At 62.1% G+C, this 23,634-nt stretch carries 18 protein-coding genes; 13 read left to right on the forward strand and 5 right to left on the reverse strand.

Going from position 1 to position 23,634, the window contains the following annotated elements; translation table 11 throughout:
- Window positions 1–426 precede the first annotated feature (426 nt).
- Entirely contained in the window at window positions 427–1,176 is a 750-nt protein-coding gene (locus tag ACNJYB_RS36815; protein WP_439371518.1) for a ThuA domain-containing protein, read from the forward strand.
- Between the two features lie 288 nt (window positions 1,177–1,464).
- Here the strand turns inward: ACNJYB_RS36815 and ACNJYB_RS36820 are convergent, their stop codons facing one another.
- Window positions 1,465–3,444, reverse strand: a complete 1,980-nt coding sequence (locus tag ACNJYB_RS36820) for an acyltransferase family protein (protein ID WP_439371519.1) — start codon at window positions 3,442–3,444, stop codon at window positions 1,465–1,467.
- Window positions 3,445–4,050: 606 nt separating this feature from the next.
- On the opposite strand from ACNJYB_RS36820, the gene ACNJYB_RS36825 reads away from it, so the two are divergent.
- The 4 genes from ACNJYB_RS36825 to ACNJYB_RS36840 all read left to right on the forward strand — a co-directional run bounded on the left by ACNJYB_RS36825 (window position 4,051) and on the right by ACNJYB_RS36840 (window position 8,817).
- Window positions 4,051–4,413: a hypothetical protein gene (locus ACNJYB_RS36825; protein WP_439371520.1), complete on the forward strand. Its 363-nt coding sequence runs from the start codon at window positions 4,051–4,053 to the stop codon at window positions 4,411–4,413.
- A 199-nt stretch (window positions 4,414–4,612) separates the two neighbouring features.
- On the forward strand, window positions 4,613–5,056 hold the full coding sequence (locus ACNJYB_RS36830; RefSeq protein WP_439375737.1) for a SphA family protein: 444 nt from the start codon (window positions 4,613–4,615) through the stop codon (window positions 5,054–5,056).
- Between the two features lie 547 nt (window positions 5,057–5,603).
- Window positions 5,604–7,361, forward strand: coding sequence for an adenylate/guanylate cyclase domain-containing protein (locus ACNJYB_RS36835; protein ID WP_439371521.1), 1,758 nt, complete (start codon window positions 5,604–5,606; stop codon window positions 7,359–7,361).
- 475 nt (window positions 7,362–7,836) lie between these two features.
- Window positions 7,837–8,817 carry an ABC transporter substrate-binding protein gene (locus ACNJYB_RS36840; RefSeq protein ID WP_439371522.1) on the forward strand — a complete coding sequence of 327 codons (981 nt, stop codon included), beginning with the start codon at window positions 7,837–7,839 and terminating at the stop codon, window positions 8,815–8,817.
- 317 nt (window positions 8,818–9,134) lie between these two features.
- On the opposite strand, the gene clcA is transcribed toward ACNJYB_RS36840, so the two are convergent.
- Window positions 9,135–10,394: a H(+)/Cl(-) exchange transporter ClcA gene (gene clcA, locus ACNJYB_RS36845; protein WP_439375738.1), complete on the reverse strand. Its 1,260-nt coding sequence runs from the start codon at window positions 10,392–10,394 to the stop codon at window positions 9,135–9,137.
- 206 nt (window positions 10,395–10,600) lie between these two features.
- Between clcA and ACNJYB_RS36850 the strand changes: the two genes are divergently transcribed.
- Window positions 10,601–11,623, forward strand: coding sequence for an LLM class flavin-dependent oxidoreductase (locus tag ACNJYB_RS36850; RefSeq protein WP_439371523.1), 1,023 nt, complete (start codon window positions 10,601–10,603; stop codon window positions 11,621–11,623).
- 194 nt (window positions 11,624–11,817) lie between these two features.
- On the opposite strand, the gene ACNJYB_RS36855 is transcribed toward ACNJYB_RS36850, so the two are convergent.
- Both ACNJYB_RS36855 and ACNJYB_RS36860 read right to left on the reverse strand, forming a co-directional pair.
- Complete coding sequence (locus ACNJYB_RS36855; RefSeq protein WP_439371524.1) at window positions 11,818–12,273, reverse strand: hypothetical protein; 456 nt, start codon at window positions 12,271–12,273, stop codon at window positions 11,818–11,820.
- A gap of 10 nt (window positions 12,274–12,283) precedes the next feature.
- Window positions 12,284–12,502 carry a hypothetical protein gene (locus ACNJYB_RS36860; protein ID WP_439371525.1) on the reverse strand — a complete coding sequence of 73 codons (219 nt, stop codon included), beginning with the start codon at window positions 12,500–12,502 and terminating at the stop codon, window positions 12,284–12,286.
- A gap of 615 nt (window positions 12,503–13,117) precedes the next feature.
- Here ACNJYB_RS36860 and ACNJYB_RS36865 point away from each other — a divergent pair.
- From ACNJYB_RS36865 to ACNJYB_RS36875, 3 genes are all read left to right on the forward strand, one after another.
- Window positions 13,118–17,941, forward strand: coding sequence for an NAD-glutamate dehydrogenase (locus ACNJYB_RS36865; protein WP_439375739.1), 4,824 nt, complete (start codon window positions 13,118–13,120; stop codon window positions 17,939–17,941).
- 57 nt (window positions 17,942–17,998) lie between these two features.
- Complete coding sequence (locus tag ACNJYB_RS36870) at window positions 17,999–18,319, forward strand: hypothetical protein (protein WP_439371526.1); 321 nt, start codon at window positions 17,999–18,001, stop codon at window positions 18,317–18,319.
- Window positions 18,320–18,601: 282 nt separating this feature from the next.
- Window positions 18,602–18,910: a DUF1330 domain-containing protein gene (locus ACNJYB_RS36875; RefSeq protein WP_439371527.1), complete on the forward strand. Its 309-nt coding sequence runs from the start codon at window positions 18,602–18,604 to the stop codon at window positions 18,908–18,910.
- A 286-nt stretch (window positions 18,911–19,196) separates the two neighbouring features.
- On the opposite strand, the gene ACNJYB_RS36880 is transcribed toward ACNJYB_RS36875, so the two are convergent.
- Window positions 19,197–20,102 (reverse strand): LysR family transcriptional regulator, encoded by a 906-nt coding sequence (locus tag ACNJYB_RS36880; protein ID WP_439371528.1) that lies wholly within the window; start codon window positions 20,100–20,102, stop codon window positions 19,197–19,199.
- Window positions 20,103–20,215: 113 nt separating this feature from the next.
- Between ACNJYB_RS36880 and ACNJYB_RS36885 the strand changes: the two genes are divergently transcribed.
- The 4 genes from ACNJYB_RS36885 (at window position 20,216) to fabG (ending at window position 23,566) form a co-directional block, all read left to right on the forward strand.
- Window positions 20,216–21,115, forward strand: a complete 900-nt coding sequence (locus tag ACNJYB_RS36885) for a sterol desaturase family protein (RefSeq protein WP_439371529.1) — start codon at window positions 20,216–20,218, stop codon at window positions 21,113–21,115.
- A complete protein-coding gene (locus ACNJYB_RS36890) occupies window positions 21,112–21,309 on the forward strand; it encodes a (2Fe-2S)-binding protein (protein ID WP_439371530.1) in 198 nt (65 codons plus the stop codon). Before ACNJYB_RS36885 ends, ACNJYB_RS36890 begins: the two co-directional genes overlap by 4 nt.
- A 64-nt stretch (window positions 21,310–21,373) precedes the next feature.
- Complete coding sequence (locus ACNJYB_RS36895; protein WP_439371531.1) at window positions 21,374–22,819, forward strand: coniferyl aldehyde dehydrogenase; 1,446 nt, start codon at window positions 21,374–21,376, stop codon at window positions 22,817–22,819.
- 69 nt (window positions 22,820–22,888) lie between these two features.
- Entirely contained in the window at window positions 22,889–23,566 is a 678-nt protein-coding gene (fabG, locus tag ACNJYB_RS36900; RefSeq protein ID WP_439371532.1) for a 3-oxoacyl-ACP reductase FabG, read from the forward strand.
- Window positions 23,567–23,634 lie beyond the last annotated feature (68 nt).

The following is a 23,634-nucleotide window of genomic DNA, read 5'->3' on the forward strand; positions in this document are numbered from 1 at the left end:
CGTCGGGCAAACAATCGTTGCGCCGTCGGGCAAAACAGGCGCAGAATGGCATGATCGGGCACGTGGGATAGAGCGAGCCCGGTCTCCGCCCGCATCGATATCCTCGAGCTTCGCACCGCGTCCCGCGCGCAGACTGTTGCGCGCCCGTTCGACCTGTTGGGGGATGCTTCCCGGCAATCCGCACCTTGCGGCCTACCCAGCGACTCCGGATGCGCCAGGGCGTGCACTCATCAATCGATCAGCCCCTGAAGCAGGCCATGGCGTTCTAGCTTCGAGACCGGACATGGCCGGTTCGTTTCTGGAAGTCAGCGACATTGCCGAGTCGAGGCTATCAAATGAACCGCGAGCGTAGGGCGGCGCCGCAGGGCGCGCGGCGCGCTGATATCTGGTAAGCTTTTCCGGCCGGTTAAGCATCGGGAGAGGGTTGTGACGCGACGCGAGTTCATCGCACTCGTCAGCAGCGCGGCGGCAATCCGACCGCTCGGCGCGCGTGCAGAGCGCCCGCCAGAACGTGTCCTCTATTTCACCTACTCGGCCGGCTATCGGCACGACGTCATACCACTTTCCGAAGCAATCCTGACGCAGCTTGGAAGGAATTCCGGTGGCTTCGAAGTCATCGCAACGGAAGACTTGTCTGAATTTTCCACCGGAAACCTCGAGCGGTACGCCGCTGTGATGTTCTACACAAGTGGCGAAATTCCGATGAGCGGCGCCCAAAAGATAGCACTTCTCAACTTTGTGCGCTCGGGACGTGGCTTTCTCGGCGTTCACTCGGCCACGGACACATTCTACACTTGGCCAGACTATCTCGATCTGATCGGCGGCTACTTCAACGGTCATCCCTGGCATCAGGGTGTGACCATCGAGGTGGCTGCAGATCCACTGGTGGCGTTTCTGGGGAATTCGTTGCAGTTGAACGATGAAATCTACCAGATCAGCGACTTCGACTATCGCGGATCACGCGTGCTCCTGCGCCTCGACCAAAGTTCGGTGGACCTCAATAAGGCCGGTGTGCATCAACGCTTCTATGGTTGGCCGCTCGCCTGGAAACGATTTTACGGCGAGGGGCGAGTGTTCTATTCGGCGCTTGGCCACGAGGCGTCGGTCTGGCAGGACCCGCGCTGCCAGAAAATCCTCACTAACGCTATCCTCTGGTCTACGAGAAGGTCGGCGTAGTGCAACCGGATTGCTCCTTTCCTACGGGCAAATATTGTGGCGGCCATCGACAATGCCGCTCGCCTTGATCGAAACTGGCTGTCGCCCGGCCTGTCGGATTCTCGGAAGTACCGACGCTGCAAAGGACTGCCCCCTCAATGCCGGTTGTCACTTCGGGTGTGGGTCAAAGGCTGCCTTGGCCAGCTTGCACGGCCCTGTTCGGGTCACTTCAGGAAGCAGACCTCGCGCCGCTCTGAGCCAGGGTCAGCCGCGGGCCAGCTTCGCACATTCCGGGAAGGCGAGAGACAACTACATCAACAAGAAATCAAGAAAATGCAAATGCTTCCGTACGAAGGCAGGACGAAGATGGGCCCCGTCGGAAAATTTCGGGTCGCGTGCTCCGAAAAAGGCTGAGCACGTTTCACCGTTCCCGCAGACGTCGGGAAAGACATCCAGGATCTTCGCTCCGGTGCGTTCCGCGACGGCACGCAATTCGGCGTCATGCTGAGCATTCACCGTTCGCAAATCGGCGACCGGGACGGAGTTCTCAACATTCGGATCGGCGCGAATGCCGGTGATACCCCGCGTGACCATACGTTGAGGGTTGAGTCCGGTAGAAGACTGCGGCGCACCCAATACGAGGTAAACTGTCGCATTCAGTTTCAGTTCGCGAACATAATCTTCGAGGTTGGCATAGAAAGCACGCCTTCCTTCCTCTCCGCCATCCAGAGGAATAGACTTACCCTCTCGTTCGACGAAGGCATTTTTCCTGGGCCAGTAATGAGGACTGAGAACGACCGTTTGGACCTTCTCTCTTTGTACCAATTCTGACAATCGGTTCGCGACTTTAGCGCAATTTGCGAATTCATCGCGAGCGATCACACCAGGCACCAGCGGGCAGGCTGGGCCTGTCACGAAATAAGCACGGACCGCCAAGCGCCCTTCGTCTGCGAGTTGCTGCAGACGAGGGCCATAGTGAAACACCATACTGTTGCCCGCCAGCGCGACCTTGCGAGCGCCTTGGCCGATTTGAGCCACCATGGAATGTCCGCGACTGTCGTACTCAAGAACGGTCATGCCGTTCGTAGGCGCGTAGATCGCCTCAAGAGTGGCGGCGTTTAGTTTTTCCAGATCGAGGCTGTTGCGAAAACGTTGCGGCACACCGCCAATGGCCCATACCGCCAAGCCACAAGCACCGACCATGGCGACGCAGGCTGCGACAATATGAGTGGGCCGCGAGCGGTTAGAACTAAGGCGAACAGGGCGTTCAATAAAACGGTACGTGGCCCAAGCCAACAGCAAGCTCGCGATCACAATTCCGAAGGCCATAAATAAGGTCGGGGGCTTCCCTCGGATAACATAAGAAAAGGCGATCAGTGGCCAGTGCCACAGGTATAGGGGATAGCTGATGAGCCCTATGGACACCGCGACGCGATTTGAAAGAATGGCTTTGTTGATAACGGCATTTGATCCGGCCAGAATGACCGCAACCGCACCCGCCACGGGCAGCAAAGCGAGCCAGCCGGGAAAGCGCATCTCCGATGCAAACAATCTCGCGGATATCAAGACGGCTGCCATGCCCGCCAATGAAATTACGTGCTTAAGGCCCCCTTTGAGGTTGATGTCCGGGCGCCAAGCCAGTGCTGCGCCGGCGAGTAGTTCCCAGAAGCGCGAGATCGGCAGGTAGAAGTCGCTCGACGTGTCAGTGAGCGAGACCGCGATATTGACCGCAAAGGAGGCCACCAGCAGCGCAACTATCAAACGCCCAATCGCGGCCTTTAGCTTGAAGGCGATCCAAAGCAGCGGTGGCCAGAGGATATAGAACTGCTCCTCGATACCCAAAGACCAAAGATGCAGTAGTGGCTTTGAAGTAGCGGCACTGTCAAAGTATCCGCTCTCCCTCCAGAGCGCGAAGTTAGACAGGAAGGCGGCCCCGAAAAAGACTTGCTTGCCGAGCTGAGCAAGTTGCGAGGGCATCAACACGACGAAACCATATGCCAACACCGCGGCGAGGCAAACAGCGAGCGCGGGAAAGATGCGCCTGATGCGGCGCCGATAAAAGCTCGCTAAGGAGAACCGGCGCTGCTCTATTTCACTGAACAGGATTCTCGAGATGAGATATCCGGAGATGACGAAAAACACGTCTACGCCAACAAAGCCGCCGGGCAGCCACGCTTCATCAGGGAACGCGTGGAAGATCACCACCGAAAGCACAGCCACCGCCCTCAATCCGTCGATATCGGGGCGATAATTGTGGGGGAGAGTAGTTGTATCGATCGGTGCAGTCATTTGGCGATTTTGCGTGGTTGATCAGGCTTAGCCAATGTTTCGGGTCAAAACCGGCTGTGCCGGCCAGTCCTGTCGTGCGTCCGCTCTGCTCGGAAGAGCAAACCTAACGGCGAGTTGCTTCGAAGGGCACCTTCGGGCCAGCAGGCGACATCGCAAAATGAAAAAGGCGCGTCACCAGGGCATCGCTTACTGCTTGATCAACGCCAGCAAGGCTCGGTTTGAGCGCTGAGCGACGCAGTTGCTGCGCGAATAAATCAAATCGTGCGATGTGTGAGCTGACTCGGATCGGGTGAGCCAAATCGCTGAGCCTCTTCGCGTGAAGATGTGCGGTCCGCCAGACATCTAGGACAGCACTATTGTCGTAATCGTGGCGCCCCAGTCACGGTTTTGAAAGAACAAAGTGGCAGCGGGGGTCTTGCCGAGTTTCCGATAGACGCTCGGTTGCTCGCGCTACACTGCGTCAAGTCAACGCAGCCGGAATGTTCGGCCAGGAAAAGAAGGCAGCAAGAAATAGGGGGCGGCGATGCAACGCCTTCGATTTGGCTCGGAATTCACGTTTCTCGACTGAAGTTTTACCTGTGTGGTGGGTCGGTCGCAGCTCTGCTCGTGCTTCCTGTTCAAATCGCTCGCGCCGATGAAGGCGGCGTCGGCTTCTGGATACCCGGGTTCTTCGGCAGCCTTGCCGCTGTCCCGGCGCAGGCGCCAGGGTGGTCGGTAAGCACGATTTATTATCACACCTCGGTTTCCGCCGGCGCCGATGTGGCGCGTGCACGCGAGATCACGATTGGTCGCATTCCCGCGAATCTGACGGCCACCGTGAGCGCGAACGTCAAGGCCAATGTGGATCTTGGCCTCGTTGCCGGGACCTACACCTTCGCGACCCCTGTGCTGGGCGCTCAGGCTTCTGCGAGCCTGCTGGGAGGCTACGGTTCCAACTCTACATCGCTGGCGGGTCGGCAGGCGCGTTGACGACACCGGCAGGCGCGATCCCCTTCTCTCGCTTCGACACCATCGATAGCTCACTCCCGGCGTTTGGCGATTTGCTGCCAATGTTCCAGCTGAAGTGGAATGCCGGGGTCGACAACTACATGACCTACATCACCGGGGACATCCCGGTCGGCGCCTATCAGTCGGACCGTCTCGCAATATAGGGCTCGGGCACTGGGCGATCGACGTCGGCGGCGGCTACACTTATTTCGACCAAAAGACCGGGCGCGAAGCTTCGACCGTGCTCGGATTCACCTACAACTTCGTCAATCCTGCGACCCACTATCAGAACGGCGTCGACATGCACCTCGACTGGGGCGCTTCGCAATTCCTGACCAAGCAGTGGCAGGTCGGTGTCGTGGGTCACCTCTATCAGCAACTCGGCTGCGACAGCGGCTCCGGCGATCGCGTCGGCTGCTTCCGGTCGCGCGTGGCCAGTGTCGGCCCGCAGCTCGGCTACATCTTCCCGATCAATGACGAACTGCAGGGCTATCTCAACCTGAAGGCTTACGGCGAATTCGCCAACGAAAATCGGCCCGCGGGTTGGAATGTCTGGCTGACGTTCAATCTTGCGCCTGCGGCGGCACCGCCCCCCGCGCCAACAAGACCAATGTTCACGAAATAAAGGCGCGACTGCCAGACCCGCGGACAGAAGCTTTCTCAATGTATTGCCCCTTGCAAAGCTTATGAAGACTGACGCGACTTAGCTCGATCACGCGGCATCCTCCTACGTCCCACCAGCGCGGTTTCCTCCCCTGGAGGCTTTCGGACGCCGGCCGCAGAATACGCGGCGCCGTCCCTCAAGCGGCCGGCATCCGAAGCCCTCCACATGCCGTGGCCCGCTCACATCGCCAGTTCAGGTCACCTACGGCAAGCAGAGCTCCAGGCGCTTTGAGCTAGGTCAGGCACGGCCAATAGCCGACATAAATCGATCCCCAAAGAGGTTCGTCACTTGGGTCCTCAGCCAATCTGTAGGTGCTGCAGCGACATATCGAGCATTCTACACGCCCGCAGATGCCGCGGATTGATGATCCGACGAGATACATGTTCCCGGGGCGCGGTCGGCCCAAGGCTACTTTTCCGAACAGCTGGAATTGTTGTCTGATCCCCTCTACACTCGACCGACACGTGGAGCGGTCATGGCGCAGGAGGGGGCATCCCGAGGACGCAGGTTGGCGGCGATCATGGTTGCCGACGTAGCCGGCTATTCGCGGCTCATGCACAATGACGAAGAGGCTACGCACGCGCGCCTGACCGCGCTTCTGACAGATGTCATCGAGCCGGCCATCGCGGAACACGGAGGCCGCATCGTCAAATACACCGGCGACGGCTTCCTCGCCGAGTTCCCGAGCGCGGTCGAAGCAGTTCGAGCAGCCGAGCATTTCCAGGCTGGCATTGGAAATCTCGCAGCCCAAGAGGCGGAAGAGGACCGTATTGTCTTCCGCGTCGGCATCAATATCGGCGACGTCATCGTCGAGGCGAACGATATCTTCGGCGACGGCGTCAACATCGCGGCCCGGCTCGAGGGGATCGCCGAGCCGGGTGGTATTTGCATTTCCGCATCAGCCCATGATCAGGTCAGCGGCAAGATCGATGTCGAATTCAACGATCTGGGCGAGCACAGCCTCAAGAACATTGCGCGGCCCGTACGCGCCTATTCCGTGAAACGCAAAGGGCCCGACTTGATCGGGCACGGCTCAGCGTCGCATCAGCCCGTCGCGCCACGCCTGTCCATCGTCGTGCTTCCTTTCACCAATTTCGGCGGCAATCCCGAGCAGGACTATTTTGTCGACGGCATCACCGAAAGCCTGACGACCGATCTGTCGCGCATCCCGGGCGCCTTCGTCATCGCACGCAATACTGCGTTCACCTTCAAGAACAAGCCGGTGGACGCTCGCGTAGTCGGCCGCGAGCTCGGCGTGCGCTATGTCATGGAAGGCAGCGTGCAGGGCAGCGGCGATCGCGTCCGCGTGAACGCTCAGCTCATCGATGCGGCGACCGGCGCGCACCTCTGGGCCGAGCGATTCGACAAGCGGCGCGCCGATGTATTCGACATGCAGGACGAGATCACCACACGGCTTGCCCGGATCGTCGGTGTCGAGCTTGTCGCGGCTGAAAGCCGGCGGGCCGAGCGCGAGCGGCCGGGGAGCATGGACGCGGTCGACCTCGCAATGAGGGGTTGGGCGATTCTCAACCAGCCCCTGTCGTTGCGCGGCCACCGTGCGGCATGCAATCTTTTTGAAGAGGCGCTCCGGCGGGACGATCGCAATGTCGAGGCTTTGATCGGCCTTGCCACCTATCATTCTGATGAAGTTCGTACGTTTGCTTCGACAAACCGTGACGAACAGCTGCGTATCGCCGAGACGGCGATCACCAAGGCGTTGAATCTCGCTCCGCGCAACGCCTCGGCACGTCTTGTCTATGGCAATGTACTGCATGTCTCAGGAGCGACGGAGCGGTCCCTGCGCGAATTCGAATTTGCCATCACGCTCGATCGTAACCTGGCCTGGGCCCACGCCAATGCGGGCTTCGCGAAGGTGTTGCTCGGGCGTGCAGAGGAGGCGGAAGCGGACCTCATGAACGCAATCCGGCTGAGCCCGCGCGATCCCGGCTTGGATCGCTGGCACGCCCTGCTCGGAATTGCAGACTTGTTTCTTGGGCGACTGCAACCGGCGCTGAACCGATTGCGCAAGTCGGTCGAAATGAACCCGAACGTCGCCTTGGTGCATTTTTTCCTGGCCGCCACGACGGGTCTGAGCGGGCTCACCGACGAGGCGAGCGCGGCGCGGGAAGCCGGCCTCCGGCTCGACCCGAACTTTACCGTGGCCCGATTTCGCAACGAGCGGCGCAGTCAGAACCCTACATTTTTGGCCCAGCGGGAGCGGATCTATGAAGGTCTGCGCTTAGCTGGCGTGCCGAACGGAGAATAAACGTCCTCCACGGCTGGTAGAATCTATGTCGGCTCCGGCCGTTTTCACACAGCCAGGGTCAAGGGCCGACCTGGGCAGCTCCACGATGCTATTCTGCTCAGCCTTCGAAAGCGGAGATTGCGAGGCGAGGAGCGCAAGTCAACTAAGCGCCAATAGCGAAGTGACCATCTAGGGAATACCGCCTCCCGTGCTGAACCTTTCCCCATTGCGAATCGACCTATCATTGTCAGATGGGATGACGTGCGGTGCGAGGTGAGCCCGTGGTCGGATCGAGATTGCCTCTGATCAGCATGTTCGTCGTGCTAGCCGCGGCCCTGTCGTTTGTCCTGAGAGCACCGGCTTGGCTTCTCCTGATCCTTGGGTCGGCGGCACTCGCGCTGCTCTATACAGTTGCAAGGCTATGCTCGCGGTACGACCGGCTCGACCCTCGTTTTGGCAGTTGTATCGCACCAATTTCCCAACCCAGAGATCACCCGTGAAACGTCGCGAGGCGATTGTTGTCTTAGCGAGTATGCTTACTGCTGGTACGGCGTTTGGGCAGAAAGCTACGAGCAAGCGCGTCATTGGCGTTTTGATGGGAGCCACAAACGACGCGGAGGCAGCAGCCCGCGGATCGATTTTTGAAGATGCACTACGTAGACTAGGATGGCGCTCCGGCGAGAACGTCACGATTGAATATCGTTTTGCGGCGGGCGATCCCAAGCTTGTGCGCTCTCATGCGATGGAGCTTGTTGGCATGAAGCCGGACGTGATCCTCGGCGATGGGACGTCCGCAACTGCGGGCCTGCGAGAAGCGACTGGCACAATTCCCATCATCTTTGTTCAGGTTACCGACCCCGTAGGGACCGGGCTTGTTGCAAGTTTGGCCGAGCCGGGTGGCAACGTCACCGGATTTAGCAATTACGAATTCAGCATGGGTGGCAAGTGGCTCGACATCATTCGGCAGATAAATCCGGGAGTGAAAAGGGTAGGCGTGCTTTACAATCCTCAGGTTGGTCCATTTGGAAAGCTGTACGTGCAAGCAATCAATGAAGCGGGAATGGCGGCAAACGTCAGAATTGAGGCAGCCCAGGCAACAGATACAAATGGCATGGAGGCATTCGTCGATTCCCTTTCTCCGGAATACGAAGCCCTGATCGTTTTGCCCGACATTTTCACCGTGACGCATCAGAAAGCGATCATCACGAAGGTCGCGCAGCGCCGCTTGTTAACCATGTATCCCTTCCCGTACTTCGTGAACGCTGGCGGCCTCGTCGCTTATGGAGTCGACCAGCGCGATTTGTTTCGTCGGTCTGCATCATATGTCGACAGGGTTCTCAGGGGAGAAAGCCCTTCTGCACTTCCAGTTCAGCGGCCTGTAACATTCAGGCTTGCCGTAAATCGAACGGCCGCAAGCGCCCAGGGAATATCGCTTCCCGCGACCTTGCTCGCTGTCGCCGACGACATCGTCGAATGAATTTTGGCTGGTCGCCAACCGCGAAACGTGGGCACATCCATTAGTCAGCAGGCAGCCAAGATTTCCGGTAAGGATCTGCATCAAACCTTTCTTGGAGCGAATGAGCCGCGCGGAGCGATGTCTCAGTTGGGTCCATCGCGTCCGTTCGCTCCGGCCAAAGGCCTCCGGCTTACCCCTCACGGCCGACATCGAGGCGTCAGGCGGAGTTCGCCCACGATGCGGACGACAAACGCGGCCCACGAGCAGAATTTCCGATTGAACAAGCCGGAGGCCTTTAACATTGCGCGCATCGGCGTTGTTGGGCGATGACACCGATCTCATCTCTGTCTGATCTGCCGCTCCAGGCGCAGCGTATGCTCGCGCAGCGAATCGTAGATCGGTGCATTGCCCAGCAGCATGGGCAGCAGCATCGCCATGAAGCAGGCGCCCAGCATCGGCAGCAGCATGGTCACGCTACCGGTCATTTCGGCCACCAGAACGATGCCGGTCACCGGCGCGCGCACGACGCCGGTGAAGAGAGCGGCCATGCCCACCAATGCAAATGCTTCCGGCTGGATCGAGAGCGCCGGGAAGGCGACGCGGCAAGCCTCTCCAAATAGCAGCCCGGACTGGGCTCCCAGCACGAGCAAGGGTGCGAACAGGCCGCCGGGCGTGCCGGCCGCGTATGAGAGAGCGCCGAGCCCGAACCGGATCAGGAATGCGACCCCCAGGATCGCCGCATTCTCATGGCCGATCAAGGCGCGCTGCGTGATCTGATCTCCGCCACCGACCAGTTCGGGCGAGAACCAGGCCAATAGGCCGACGCTTGCGCCGATCAACCCGGCGCGGAGCTCGATCGGCAGCCGTCCAAACCGGTCGCGAACTGCGATGGTCGCGAGCAGGGCGCGATTGTAGGCGACGGCCAGCAGACCCGCGATGCCACCCAGAACCAGGAACAGCGGGGCGGATTCAGCCCCGGGATAGCTCAGCGGCGCGACCTCGAAGTCGGGTGCGACCCCGAGCAGCAGCCGTGCGACCGGGATCGCCGTTGCCAGCGCTGCAAGGGCAGCGACGGCAACACGGTGCTCGAACCTCTGCACCAGTTCCTCCAGCACAAACACGAGCCCGGCAATCGGCGCATTGAAGGCCGTCGCAAGGCCCGCGCCGGCGCCAGCGGCGAGCAGCACCCGGGCATCCGCCCAACGGAGTCGGCCGAGGCGCGCGGCGAAAACCGCGATACCGGCGCCCATCTGGACGGTCGGCCCCTCACGCCCAAGCGCGAGCCCGGAGCCGATCGCCAGTATTCCGCCGAGGAATTTCACCGGCACCAGACCAAACGGAGCCGGTGGGATCTCTTCGCGCAGGACAGCTTCGACATGCGGAATGCCGCTGCCCGAAGCGTGTGGCGAGAATTGCCGCACCATCCACGCGGCAACCAGGGTTGCTACGGCGCACCCGCCGACGACGGTGAAGAACCCCCAGATTGCGTGGCCATGGGCCCAGGCGATCATCGCATCGCGCAGACCATCCGCACGCACGAGCAAAAGCCGGAAGATCGCCCCGACACATCCAGTCGCAGCTCCTACGATGAGAGCCATCGCCGCGAGCCCCAACAGGCTGCGACGTTCATCCGCGACTTGCCGCTCGTCGTCAGGGTTATGGTCCACAGCTGGTCGATGATCCCGGGGCCTTTGGAAGCACAATCTTTGCCGAAATCACCGGCGAATGTCCCGAAAAATGTTCGTGCCCAACTTTCCTCCGCCGACCTATCGCAAACATTTGCGATCATGCTTACCTTGCCCTCATGAAAAAGATCGGATTCCTCTCCTTCGGGCACTGGACGCCCTCGCCGCAATCGCAGACCCGCTCTGCGGCGGATACGCTGCTGCAATCCATCGAGCTTGCGGTCGCGGCCGAGCAGCTCGGCGCGGACGGCGCCTATTTCCGCGTGCATCATTTCGCGCGGCAGCTGGCCTCGCCCTTCCCGCTGCTCGCGGCCGTCGGTGCCAAGACGAGCAGGATCGAGATCGGCACGGCCGTGATCGACATGCGCTACGAGAATCCGCTCTACATGGTGGAGGATGCCGGCAGCGCCGACCTCATCGCCGGCGGCAGGCTGCAGCTCGGCATAAGCCGCGGCTCGCCCGAGCAGGTTATCGACGGCTGGCGCTATTTCGGCTACCGGCCGGCCGAGGGCCAGAGCGACGCCGACATGGGCCGCCGCCACGCCGAGGTCTTTCTCGACCTCTTGCGCGGCGAAGGTTTTGCCGAGCCCAATCCGCAGCCGATGTTTCCCAACCCGCCGGGCCTCTTGCGCATCGAGCCGCATGCGCCAGGCCTGCGCGAACGGATCTGGTGGGGCGCCGGCTCGAATGCCACGGCGGTGTGGGCGGCGAAGCTCGGCATGAACCTGCAAAGCTCGACGCTGAAGAACGACGAGACCGGCGAAGCCTTTCACGTGCAGCAGGCCGCGCAGATCCGTAGCTTTCGCGCCGCCTGGAAGGAGGCCGGCCACAGCCGCGAGCCCCGCGTGTCCGTCAGCCGCAGCATCTTTGCGCTGATGGACGATCGCGACCGTGCCTATTTCGGCGGGGAGCGCGGAGGCGAGGACCAGATCGGCTTCATCGACCCGCGCACGCGCGCGATCTTCGGCCGCAGCTATGCGGCCGAGCCGGATGTGCTGATCGAGCAGCTGCGGCAGGACGAGGCCATTGCCGAGGCGGATACGCTGCTGCTGACGATCCCGAACCAGCTCGGCGTCGCCTATTGCGCGCATGCGATCGAGGCGATCCTGACGCATGTCGCGCCGGCGCTGGGATGGCGATGACGCGCGGCAATCGCTGCACGACCTGAGGTGACGTCGACTTCGGCCGCCACCTTGACGATGATGGGTCGGATCAACAGCGCTTGTTACAAGGCACGATCCGCCTCGATACGTCAGGAATGGGTCAGCGTCGGCAGCGCCCTGTCCCTCACGCCGTGCCAGCCGACTTGCCCGGCAGCTTTCGTGTGCCGCCCGGTTCAGCCGCGGCTCAGGCTGTGGCTGATGCGCGTCACGATGCGGTCCCATTGCCGCTTCTCCGCCGCGGGATAGTTGATCAGCACGCAATGCACGTAGCGGCGCGAGAAGTTGCAGCGGTCATACCAGATCGCGCCGCGCTTGACGCTGGAGACCACGAAGAACCCGGGCGTGATCCGTTTATAGATGATGCCAGGCGGCGGGTTCTTCCTGGCCAGGAACTCGGCCGGCGAGAGGCCTTGATCGGGAACGGCCTGCACCGTCAGATCGGCGCGGCCGTCCGACGTGCGAAACCGCTCGCCGTAGCCATCAGGCTTCCCGGCCGGCTCGCTGAAGATCGACACTGGAATGTCGACCGCCGTTCCGGATTCCGCAATCCGGTAGGTGGTCCAGCTCTCCGCCCGGGCGACGGACGATGCCGCACAGAGTGCAACGATCACGGCAACTGCGATCTTCATGTCGGCCTCATCAATTGCGCGGCGCCAATTGCAACTCCATCAGGGCGATCCTCTGCAGGGTGGCGGGGTCACGTTCACCCGAACCCGCCGTGCGCAGGATGGACTCGGCGAGTGCATTGACATGCGCGGAATGCACGGGCTCCGGCAGGGTCGCAACCGCAGCTTCAAGCGCGGTGGTCATCGCCTCGATCACCTCGGGAGAGAATTCGGTGCCGGCAAAGTTCTTCATCGTGCGGACCCGCTCCAGGTACGAGCCGCCTGCTCAACGCCGGGAAAAAATGGAAGTTCCTTTCGGGCCGGCGTGCGATGACCCGTCTCGCATCGACGCCTTCGGGCTGCGACGAAACACTGCACCGGCCGTCCGGACCGATTCCGCAGTGTGCAGCTCGGCGACGTTCCGGTAGCTAGTGAGGCGCCACGGCCGATAAAGATGGGCACTCCGGGTTCGTGCCATGCTGCTGTTGCCGAGCAAGCGTTCCGATCGCGGTCGCGCCTGGTGAGCAGCCATGCGACGACGTCTCCCGCGCAGAAAAGGCAGGTTCTGGGGTGTCCAGTTTTGGACTGAAATGGCGCGCCATTCAGAATAAAAAGGCGAACTCATATACACTTGAAATTCCTCGTCATTTTGCAGAGCACCAAATGACGATGGTCGTCGGCACCGATCTTCCTCCCCGAACGCGCGCCTCACAACTCCCGCGCCATGACGGCTGCGGAATGCTAATATCGTCGAGGCCGCAAGACCGGAGATTCGCCGAGGCGATTGAAACGCGGTCAAGAAGATGCGCTCGAAGAGGCGCGCTCCAAGAACAATGCCCGACCGTCATTGCGGCTCGTCGGCCGGGAAATGGAGGACGCTATGGCATGGCGTGACGACAAGGCCCGGGCAACTCTGATCCGCGAGGCAGCAGGAAGCGTGCAGCCGGGCAAGGCTCCCCAAAGCTTTGCCGAGCTCCTGTTCGCCTTCACCAATGTCGAGGATCTCGCCAGTCACGATGCCTCCTCGCTTGCCTTCCTGGCGGAGCAGGCCTGGGAGCATGTGCAGCGGCGCACGGCGGGCCGTGCCGATATCCGCGTCCTCAATCCGCTGATGCCGGACGGGCGCGAGATCTCCGTACTCGAAATCCTCAACGACAACATGCCTTTCCTGTTCGATTCCACCATGGCGGAGCTCACCGAGCAGGGCATCGAAGTCAGCCTCGTCGCTCACCCCATCATCGCGGTGGAGCGCGATGACCAGGGCAGGCTCCTGCGCTTCTACGGCGAGGCACTGCCGGAAGGGGCAAAGGGCGCGCGCGAGAGCCTGATTCACCTCCACATCACCCGCCTCGACGCCGACGCGGACCGCGAGAGGCTGATTGACGGCCTCACGAGGACATTGAGCGACGTGCGTGCCTGCGTCGCGGACTGGCGCGCCATGCGCGACCGCGTCGAGGGCGCGGTCAAGACGTTCTCGTCCAGTCCGCCGCCACTGCCGATCGACGAGGTCGCCGAGGCCAACCAGTTCCTGCAATGGCTGTGCGCTGACAATTTCACCTTTCTCGGCGTGCGCGAATATCGCTTCTCGCCCGGCCGCGATGCGTCGGACGACATCACGACCGCCGAGGGCCTCGGCATCCTCCGCGATCCCGATGTGAAGGTCCTGCGCCGCGGCAGCGAAATGGTGGTGATGACGCCGGAGATTCGCGAGTTCATGCGCGAGCCGACCCTGCTCATCGTCATCAAGGCCAATGTGAGCAGCCGCGTCCATCGCCGCATCCGGATGGATTATGTCGGCATCAAGCTCTATACGCCCGACGGCCGGCTCGAGGGTGAATTGCGAGTGGTCGGCCTGTTCACCTCGGGTGCCTATACGCGCTCGGCACGACAGATCCCCTATGTTCGCCACAAGGTATCGCGGGTGCTCCAGCGCGCCGGCTTCGACCCGAACAGCCATTCCGGCAAGGCTCTCCAGCATATTCTCGAGGAATATCCGCGCGACGAACTATTCCAGATCGACGTCGATGCCCTCTTCGACTTCGTCATGGAGATCCTGATCCTCTACGAGCGCCCCCGCGTCCGGGCGCTGGCGCGGGTCGACAGGTTCGATCGCTTCGTTTCCATCCTCGTTTTCATTCCGCGCGACAAATACGACACCGACGTGCGCATGCGCGTCGGCGCCTTCCTGGCGCAGAGCTACAAGGGGACGCTGTCGGCCTCCTACGTGTCCTTCCCCGAAGGAGCATTGGCGCGCGTCCACTACATCATCGGACGCTATGGAGGTAAGACTCCCGCCGTCGAGCGCGCCACTCTGGAAGCCGGGATCAGCGCCATTGCCGCGACCTGGGCCGACAAGTTGAAGGCCGCGCTGGCTGCGTCGACCGATGGCATGCGGGCGCGCATGCTCGCAAATCGCTACGCCCAGGCCTTCAGCGGCGGCTATACCGAGGCTTCCACGGCAGAACAGGCGGTCGCCGATATCGCCACCATCGAGAAGCTCACGCCAGCCCGCCCGGTGACGATTTCGGTTCACCGCTTCGCGGAGGATGATCCCAGACGCTTCGGCCTCAGGGTGTTTTCGGATGCCGCACCGCTGTCGCTGTCCTACCGCGTGCCGGTGATCGAAAATCACGGCCTGCGCGTGGTCAACGAACGCACCTATCAGATCGTGCCCGGCAACAGGCCCGAGCCGGTCTGGCTGCACGACATGACGATCGAGACCAGCGACGGCCAGCCGATCGAGATCAGCCGGGACTTCAGCCATCGCCTGGAGGCCTCGATGATGGCGGTGATCACCGATCGCGCCGAATCCGACGGGTACAATGCCTTGATCCTGCGCACGGCCCTGGGCTGGCGCGAAATCTCGACCATCCGGGCGCTGTCGCGCTATTTGCACCAGATCCGCGCACCATTCACCCAGGACTATATGTGGGAGACCTTGCGCAAGAACGCCGCGATCACGGCCAACCTCGTCGCGCTATTCCAGGCCCGCCGCGATCCGCGCCTCGTCCTGACCGATCGGGAACGTTCGGCGCGCGAGATGACTCTCCTTGCCGAGATCGAGGAGCAGCTCAAATCCGTCGCCTCGCTCGATGAAGACCGCATTCTGCGCCGTTTCACCAATCTGGTGCAGTCGACCATCCGCACCAATCTGTGGCAGGTCGGCCCGGACGGACATCCGCGCCCGGTCATCTCGTTCAAGTTCGACGCGCGCCGGATCGACGATTTGCCGGCGCCGCGACCGCTCTACGAAATTTTCGTCTATTCACCGCGTGTCGAAGGCATTCACCTGCGCTTCGGCAAGGTCGCGCGCGGTGGCTTGCGCTGGTCCGATCGACCGCAGGATTTCCGCACCGAGATCCTCGGCCTCGTGAAAGCGCAGCAGGTCAAGAACGCCGTGATCGTGCCGGTCGGCGCCAAGGGCGGCTTCGTGCCCAAGCGACTGCCGCCGCCCTCCGATCGCGAGGCGTGGCTCGCGGAGGGCACCGAAGCCTATCGCATCTTCGTGCGCTCGCTGCTCGAACTCACCGACAATCTCGACGGCGACATCGTGGTGCCGCCCGACTTGACCGTGCGAAATGACGGCGACGACCCCTATCTGGTCGTCGCCGCCGACAAGGGCACCGCCACCTTCTCCGACGTCGCCAACGCGATCTCGGCCGAGAAGAACCATTGGCTCGGCGATGCCTTCGCATCCGGCGGCAGCCAGGGCTACGACCACAAGAAGATGGGGATCACGGCGCGCGGCGCCTGGGAGGCGGTCAAGCGCCACTTCCGCGAGCTCGGCACCGACATTCAGACCATGCCTTTCACCGTGGTCGGCGTCGGCGACATGTCCGGCGACGTCTTCGGCAACGGCATGCTGCTCTCGCCGGCCACGAAGCTCGTTGCGGCGTTCGATCACCGCGACATCTTCATCGATCCCTCCCCCGACCCAACAACCAGCTTCACCGAGCGCAAGCGCCTGTTCGACCTGCCGCGATCGAGCTGGCAGGACTACGACAAATCGCTGATCTCGCAGGGCGGCGGCGTGTTCTCGCGCGTGCTCAAGGCGATCCCGCTCTCGCCGGAGGTACGCGCCCTGCTCGATCTCGACAAGGACCAGGCCACGCCCTTCGAGGTGATGACCGCGATCCTGAAAGCGCGCACGGACCTGCTGTGGTTCGGCGGCATCGGCACCTATATCCGCTCCTCCTCGGAAAGCGACGATCAGGCCGGCGACCGCGCCAACGATCCGATCCGCATCACCGGGACCGACGTTCGCGCCAGGGTGATCGGCGAAGGCGCCAATCTCGGCGTCACCCAGCGCGGGCGCATCGAAGCGGCGCAGAAGGGCGTCAAGCTCAACACCGACGCGATCGACAATTCGGCCGGCGTGAACACGTCCGACCTCGAGGTCAACATCAAGATCGCATTGGCGCGCCCAGAGCGCGAGGGACGCCTCAGCCCGGCTGACCGCAACACCCTGCTTGCCGCGATGACCGGTGAAGTCGGTGCGCTGGTCCTGCGCAACAACTATCTGCAGACGCTGGCGCTCTCGCTCGCCGAACGCAAGGGCATGGCCGAGACCGGCTTCCTCATGCGCCTGATGCAGTCGCTCGAGCAGCGCGGCCTGCTCAGCCGCGCCGTCGAATTCCTGCCTGACGACGCCGCGATCGCCGAGCGCACGCGACGCGGCCAAGCCTTGACACGGCCCGAGCTTGCGGTGCTGCTCGCCTACGCCAAGCTGACGCTCTACAGTGACCTGCTCGAAACCGGCGTGCCTGATGATCCTTATCTCGCCCGCAGACTGTCCCTGTATTTTCCGCGCGAGATTGTCGACAAATTCCCGGCCGCGGTCGAGCTCCATCGCCTCCGACGCGAGATCATCGCGACCAGTCTCGTCAACGCCGTGATCAACCGCGGGGGCCCCGCCTGCATCGTACGCCTGACCGACGAAACCGACGCCAATATCTCGACCATCGTCATGGCCCAGGTGGCGGTGGACGCGATCTACGAGCTCAGGCGGCTCAATGACGGAATCGACGCGCTCGACACCCTCATCGACGGACAGTTGCAGCTCGGCCTCTACGCGGCGATCCAGGATCTCCTGCTCTCCCGCATGGTCTGGTATGTGCGCAATGTCGATTTCAAGGACGGTCTCAGTGCAGTGATCGCCCGGTTTGGCCCTGCCGTCCGCGAGGTCGCAGCCTCGCTCGACAGCGCCCTGCCACCGGACTTGCAGGCCGCGCGCAGCAAGCGCCGGCAGGACCTGATCGATGCCGGCGTCCCGACCGGACTGGCCGGCGACCTGGCCGACCTCGACGCCCTGGTCTCGGCCCCTGATATCGTGACGGTCGCCGAGCGCACCGGCCGCAGCATCGGTGATGCCGCCGCGACGTTCTTTGCCGCCGAGGCCAATTTCCGTCTCGACCGCATCATCGCCGCTGCGCGCAGCGTGCCGGCCAGCGATCATTTCGAGCGCCTCGCCATCGACCGCGCTGTCGACCTGATCGCGGCTGCCGAAAGACGCCTGGCCGCGGACATGCTGACCATCGGCCAATCCGGTCAGCAGGCTGCGGAGACCTGGCTTGCAGCTCATCCCGAGGCGGCGCGCATCCGCCGTACGGTCGAGGAGATTGCCGCCGGCGGCCTGACGCTCGCCAAGCTGATGGTGGCGGCGAACCTGCTGGGGGACCTGGTCAAAGCCTGAGCGCGTGCGAGGCAGCGATGCCAGACGTGCAATACTCGCGCAGGACGGAGGAAGCCAATGATCCACGCCACTTGCCATACCGCTGACAATGTCCGCTGCATCGAGTTCGATGCCACGCCGTGGTTCAGCGAGGCCGATGCTCCGAGCATCATCGATTTGGCCCAACGAGGATGGACCAGCGCGGCGATTGCAGAGTCGCTCGAGCATCGACGAGGATACGAAGGCTTGCACGACCTCGTCGAATATGCGGTGAAGCGACTGCAATCGGAATCCCTGGAGGACCCGACCTGGGAAACCTTCGAATGCGTCGTCGATGGACCCGAGGCCATCGCCTGGCTCAGGCAGAACCGGCCCAACGTCGCGGCAAGGATCCCGTAAGCCAGAGAAAGAGCAGCAAGGGCCGCCATTGACTGGCGGCGTCGCAAGCGAAGCGGAAATGGCGCGCCGGTCAGACCAAAACTGCGAACGCGTATGTGATTGAAGTGGCGATCTAAAATCTGGCTGGTTGCGCGTACGCCTAAACCACTGTTGCGCAAAAGAGGCGTCCCGGTGTCCGCTTCGCGCCCGCCAGAGGTCAACCCGACGCAACCATGCACCGCAGAGCAATTTAACTCCCAGCGGCCCCTCTTGATTTGAGAATGCAAAGATGTGGAGGACAACATGCCGAACGGGTATTGGATCGGGCGCATCGATGTGATCAAACCCGAATATACCAAAGCCTACGGCCCCGCCCTCGCGGCGGTGCTCCGCAAATACCACGCGAAATTCTTGGTGCGGGGCGGCACCTTCGAGGCGGTGGAGGGCAAGGCGCGCGACCGCAACATCGTGATCGAGTTCAAGGACTACGAAACCGCGCTCGCCTGCTACCGCTCACCTGAATACACCAAGGCGAGGGCACTGCGCGCGGGCGCCGTGGACATCGATATCATCGTGATCGAAGGCTACGACGGCCCGCAGCCCACGGATTGAGCCCCTCTTTGGCGGCGCGCACCACGCACTGAATTTGCCTCGTAGGTCGTTCGCACCGCCGAATGTCTCCTTCTAGCCCATCGCTTCAGTAAGGGCGCAGCAACTCAGTAAGGGCGCAGCAACGAGATGTCCGGAGCTGGCGGTAAACCGGCAGCGCCCGATCGCTGGTCAAACGGCGCTTGTGACCCAAACCGGAAGTTTGCTGGCTCCAAGCACCGTTGCTTATTTGACCGCTTCAAGAGGTCGGTATTCCGCACCGGACCATGCGTCGAGTGATGTAAGGCGTTTACACGTTGATCTCGCCGGCGGCCCGCACAATCGCGGCAATGGCTGCGTTGGCTGCCGGCGACGAGGTTCTCCCTCGTAAGCGCACGATGCCGGTGCTCGACGGCGGCGACAGCCAGCCCTGCACGACAAGCCGAACGAGCGCGCCGGACTCCAGTTCCTCTCGCACCGCCGCGTCCGTCGCGCCCAGAACGGTATCGGTGGTGAGCGCGACAGTCTTGAGCATGCCGTAGTTGTCGCACTCGAGCGCAATGATGGCATCCTGGCCCTCAGGCAGGCCCAGCAAAGCGGCCAGTTCGACCGTTGAGGGGCTCAGCAGCTTAGGTACCGCAAGACCGTACGCCCAGACTTCCCGCAGCGTGTGCTCGCGCCCAGCCAGCGGATGGCCTGCCCGCACATACAGGTTACCCGGTTGTCCCCCGATCTGCTGGATGTCCAGCGCGGCCTCCCTGGGCATGTCGCTCACATCGGCGGCGAAGAACTCGATGTTCTCGGTACGCAGGCTCTCCAGCAACTGCATTGAGTTGCCGACCTCCATGCGCAGTGCCAATTGCGGGTGCTGTCGGCGCAGCGCCACAAGCGCGCGCGGCATCAGGGTGGCCGTCAACAGCGGCCCTACACCGAAGGCCGCGTCGCCGAGCTGGCTACCACGGTAAAGATCCACGTCGCGCTGTAGACAACGTGCCTCGAACAGCAGCTTGCGCGCCCGCTCGATGACGAATTCGCCGGCCGGGGTGGGACGGACATCACCGACGTCGCGGTCGAAGAGGCGGATACGCAAGTCGCTCTCGATAGCCTGGATGCTGCGGCTGAAGGCGGGCTGACTCAGGTGGACGGCTTCGGCGGCGCGGGCGAAGTGCAGAGTGTCGGCAAGGGCGACGACGTGGTTCAGGCGGCGCAAATCCATTGTGTTGCATGCCATGCATCAAGACAATGAAAACTATGCATTGGACGCATTATGAGGGCAATCCTAAAGTCGCGCTCAAGAGAAAAACATCAGAGCGATAGGAGACGCCTAACGTGAGCTCGCAACTGCAATACGTCCTGATCGGCACCCTCATCCTGGGCTTTGCCGCCATGGAGTTTGTCAGCCGGCGGTATCAAACCACCGTGCAAGAAAACGCGACAGCCAACGACACGTGGCTCGAGGTGCTGATGTTCGTCAGCCTGCTCGCCATCACCCAGCCGATCGCACTGCTGGGCAGCAACGCGCTGTGCAACTGGCTGATGCCCGCGCAGCACAATGCCTGGGCCGACCTGCCGTGGTGGGCCATGGCCGGCCTGCTGCTGATCGGCGATGACCTCACGCAGTACCTCTGGCACCGCGCCTCGCACTCGCCGCTGCTATGGCCGCTGCACCGGGCGCATCACAGCGCGGCCTATATGAGCGTGCGCATTACCTTCCGCAACAACTTCTTCTACTACCTGATGATGCCGGGCCTGTGGATCAGCGGCGTTGCGGTCTACCTTGGTTTCGGCCCGGTCTACGCGGCGTATCTGGTGGTCAAGCTGGCGGTCATCCTGGGCGCGCACTGCGCCTGGGCGTGGGACGCGCCGCTGTACCGCATCCGCGTGCTACATCCGCTGATGTGGGTGCTGGAGCGCACCATCTCCACACCGGCCACGCACCAGGCGCACCACGCGCTCACCAACGCGGATGGCATCGGCCACTACAAGGGCAACTTCGGCAACCTGCTATTCTTCTGGGACGTGCTGTTCGGCACCGCGCATATCACACGCAAATATCCGGCCAAGGTCGGCCTGCAGGACGACATCCTGTTTGGCCCGGAGCGCTGGACGACGCAGATGTTCTACCCGCTGGTCCACTCCAAGCGCGAGCATTCGGCGCTGCGCTCCGGCGGCTATGGCTTCACCGAAGCCGACCTACGAACCGAAGCTAAACAGGAGACTGGGCGATGATCGTCTGTTCTTGCAATGTGTTCAGCGACCATCAGGTGCGGTCAGTGGTCGCAAAAGAGGAGCGACGGCCCCGTATGAGCGAGGTGTATGCCTGCCTCGGATGCTGCGCCCAGTGCGGCCGCTGTACTCACGCTATCAAGCGGATCATGGATGAAAGGCCCGGCCCCGTTCATGCGAACGCAAGCATGCACTAACTCGGCATTGATAAGGTCACGCGCTCGCCCTCGAAACGCGAAAAACCAAACGAAAGGGAACATCATGAACGTGCCTTTCAATTCCCGTTCGATCGACATTCCCACTGAATTTCAGTCCTGCTTTGACAAGCAGCGTGCGGCTTATCTGGCGGCGCCGGAGCCATCCCACGATCAGCGCATGGCCGACTTGAAAGCGCTGGCGCAGCTCCTGAAAGACAACAAGGATGAGCTGGTCGCAGCGATAAACGCTGACTACGGCAACCGGTCCGAATTCGAGACCCTGTTTGCCGAATACTTCGTTGTCCTCGAAACAATCGCCGACTCCGCCAAAAATTTGAAGAAGTGGATGAAGCCGCAGCGCAGACGCGTCGACTTCATGACCTATCCGCTCGCGCGAAATCGTGTCATCCCGCAGCCGCTCGGCGTTGTCGGGGTCATCGTTCCCTGGAATTTTCCGCTCAATCTCAGCTTTTGCCCGCTCGCAGCGATCCTGGCGGCCGGCAATCGAGCGATGGTCAAGATGTCGGAAAATTCAAAAGCGCTCGCCCAGGTTCTGATGCGCATTTCCCCAAAGTATTTTCCGAGAGAGAAGCTTGCCTTTTTCGACGATGGGGGCGGACGAGGTCCGGGATTCTCGTCATTGCCCTTCGACCATCTGCTTTTCACGGGATCCGGTGCCACCGGGCGCTCGGTCATGGCCAACGCGGCCCGCAACCTCACGCCTGTCACGCTGGAACTGGGCGGCAAGGCACCTGCGATTGTTGGGCCTGACTTCTCGGTCAAAACAGCGGCGGAGCGCATTCTCTGGGTGAAGATGTTCAATGCCGGTCAGATCTGTACGAATGTCGACTACATGTTTCTTCCCAAAGGAAGTGAGGACGAGTTCGTCCGCCATTGCCGCAAACTGTTTGCCGACCGCTTCCCGGACATCAATGGGCAGGACTACACGTCGATCATCGACGAACGGTCTTTCACGCGGCTGCAGGCGACGCTGGAGGATGCCCGTACAAAGGGCGCGGTCCTGGTCAATCTTGCGGAACAGCAGATTCCGGACGCGAAGCGTCGCAAATTTGCACCGCATCTCGTGCTAAATCCGACGGAAGACATGATTGTCATGCAGCGCGAGATCTTTGGCCCGATCTTGCCGATCAAGACGTATGCAGATCGGCGGGAGGTCGCCGACTATATCAATAGTCACGACCGCCCGTTGGCAATCTATCCATTCACTCACAATGCCGAGCTGCGCGACTTCTACATCTCGCGGGTCATGTCGGGTGGCGTATCGGTCAATGAAGCTCTCCTGCACGTCGGCCAGCACGACCTGCCATTCGGTGGAGTCGGGGCGAGCGGCATGGGCCATTACCACGCGCGCGAGGGGTTCAACACTTTTTCAAAATTGCGCCCGGTCTTCTACCAGGGCCCTCTCTCGCCGATTCAAATGCTATTTCAGCCGCCCTACGCCGGCCGCCCAATGAGCGTCCTGCAGACGATGATCAAGTGGAAGACGTGACGCGGTCGCTCGATCCTCCTAACCATAACGCTGCGGCCTGGATTCATTCTCATTCGCGCGGAGACCATCATGAAGGGTAAAGTCGTTGTCATCACCGGCGCGCTGGGCGCGCTTGGCAAGGTGGTCGCCGCGGAAGCACATTCGCGGGGCGCGCGCGTCGCGGGCATCGATCATGCGACGCCGCAGTTCGCGGCAACCGAGCGGATCGAACTCGGCGGCGTTGACTTGACCGACGCCGCCCAGGCGAAAAAGGCGATCGATGCCGCGGCGGCGCATTTCGGCGCAATCGATGCGCTGATCAATATTGCCGGCGGGTTTACCTTCGAGACCATTGCCGACGGCGATGCCAAAGCCTGGCAGCGCATGTACGCTCTCAATGTCGAGACGGCGCTGAACGCTACCCGCGCCGCGATCCCGCATCTTCTCAATTCGCGCGCGGCCCGCATCGTCAATATCGGCGCGATGGGCGCACTGCAGGCCGGCTCCGGCATGGGTCCTTATGCGGCGTCGAAGGCGGGCGTGCACAAGCTGGCGGAGTCACTTGCTGCCGAGTTGAAAGGCAAGATCACAGTGAACGCGGTGCTGCCCTCGATCATCGATACCGCGGCAAACCGCGCCAGCATGCCGAAGGCCGATCCCGCCAAATGGGTCGCGCCGAGGGAACTCGCCGATGTTATCCTTTTCCTGGCAAGCGATGCCGCCAGTGCCGTCACCGGCGCGCTGCTGCCGGTCAACGGACGGGTCTGACGCGCGCTTACGCCGCTACCAGACGCTCCGCTTGCCGGCCAGCGCGGTGGCTTCGCATTCCATAGGTG

It is taken from the genome of Bradyrhizobium sp. SMVTL-02 (assembly GCF_051853005.1).
Lineage (GTDB): Bacteria > Pseudomonadota > Alphaproteobacteria > Rhizobiales > Xanthobacteraceae > Bradyrhizobium.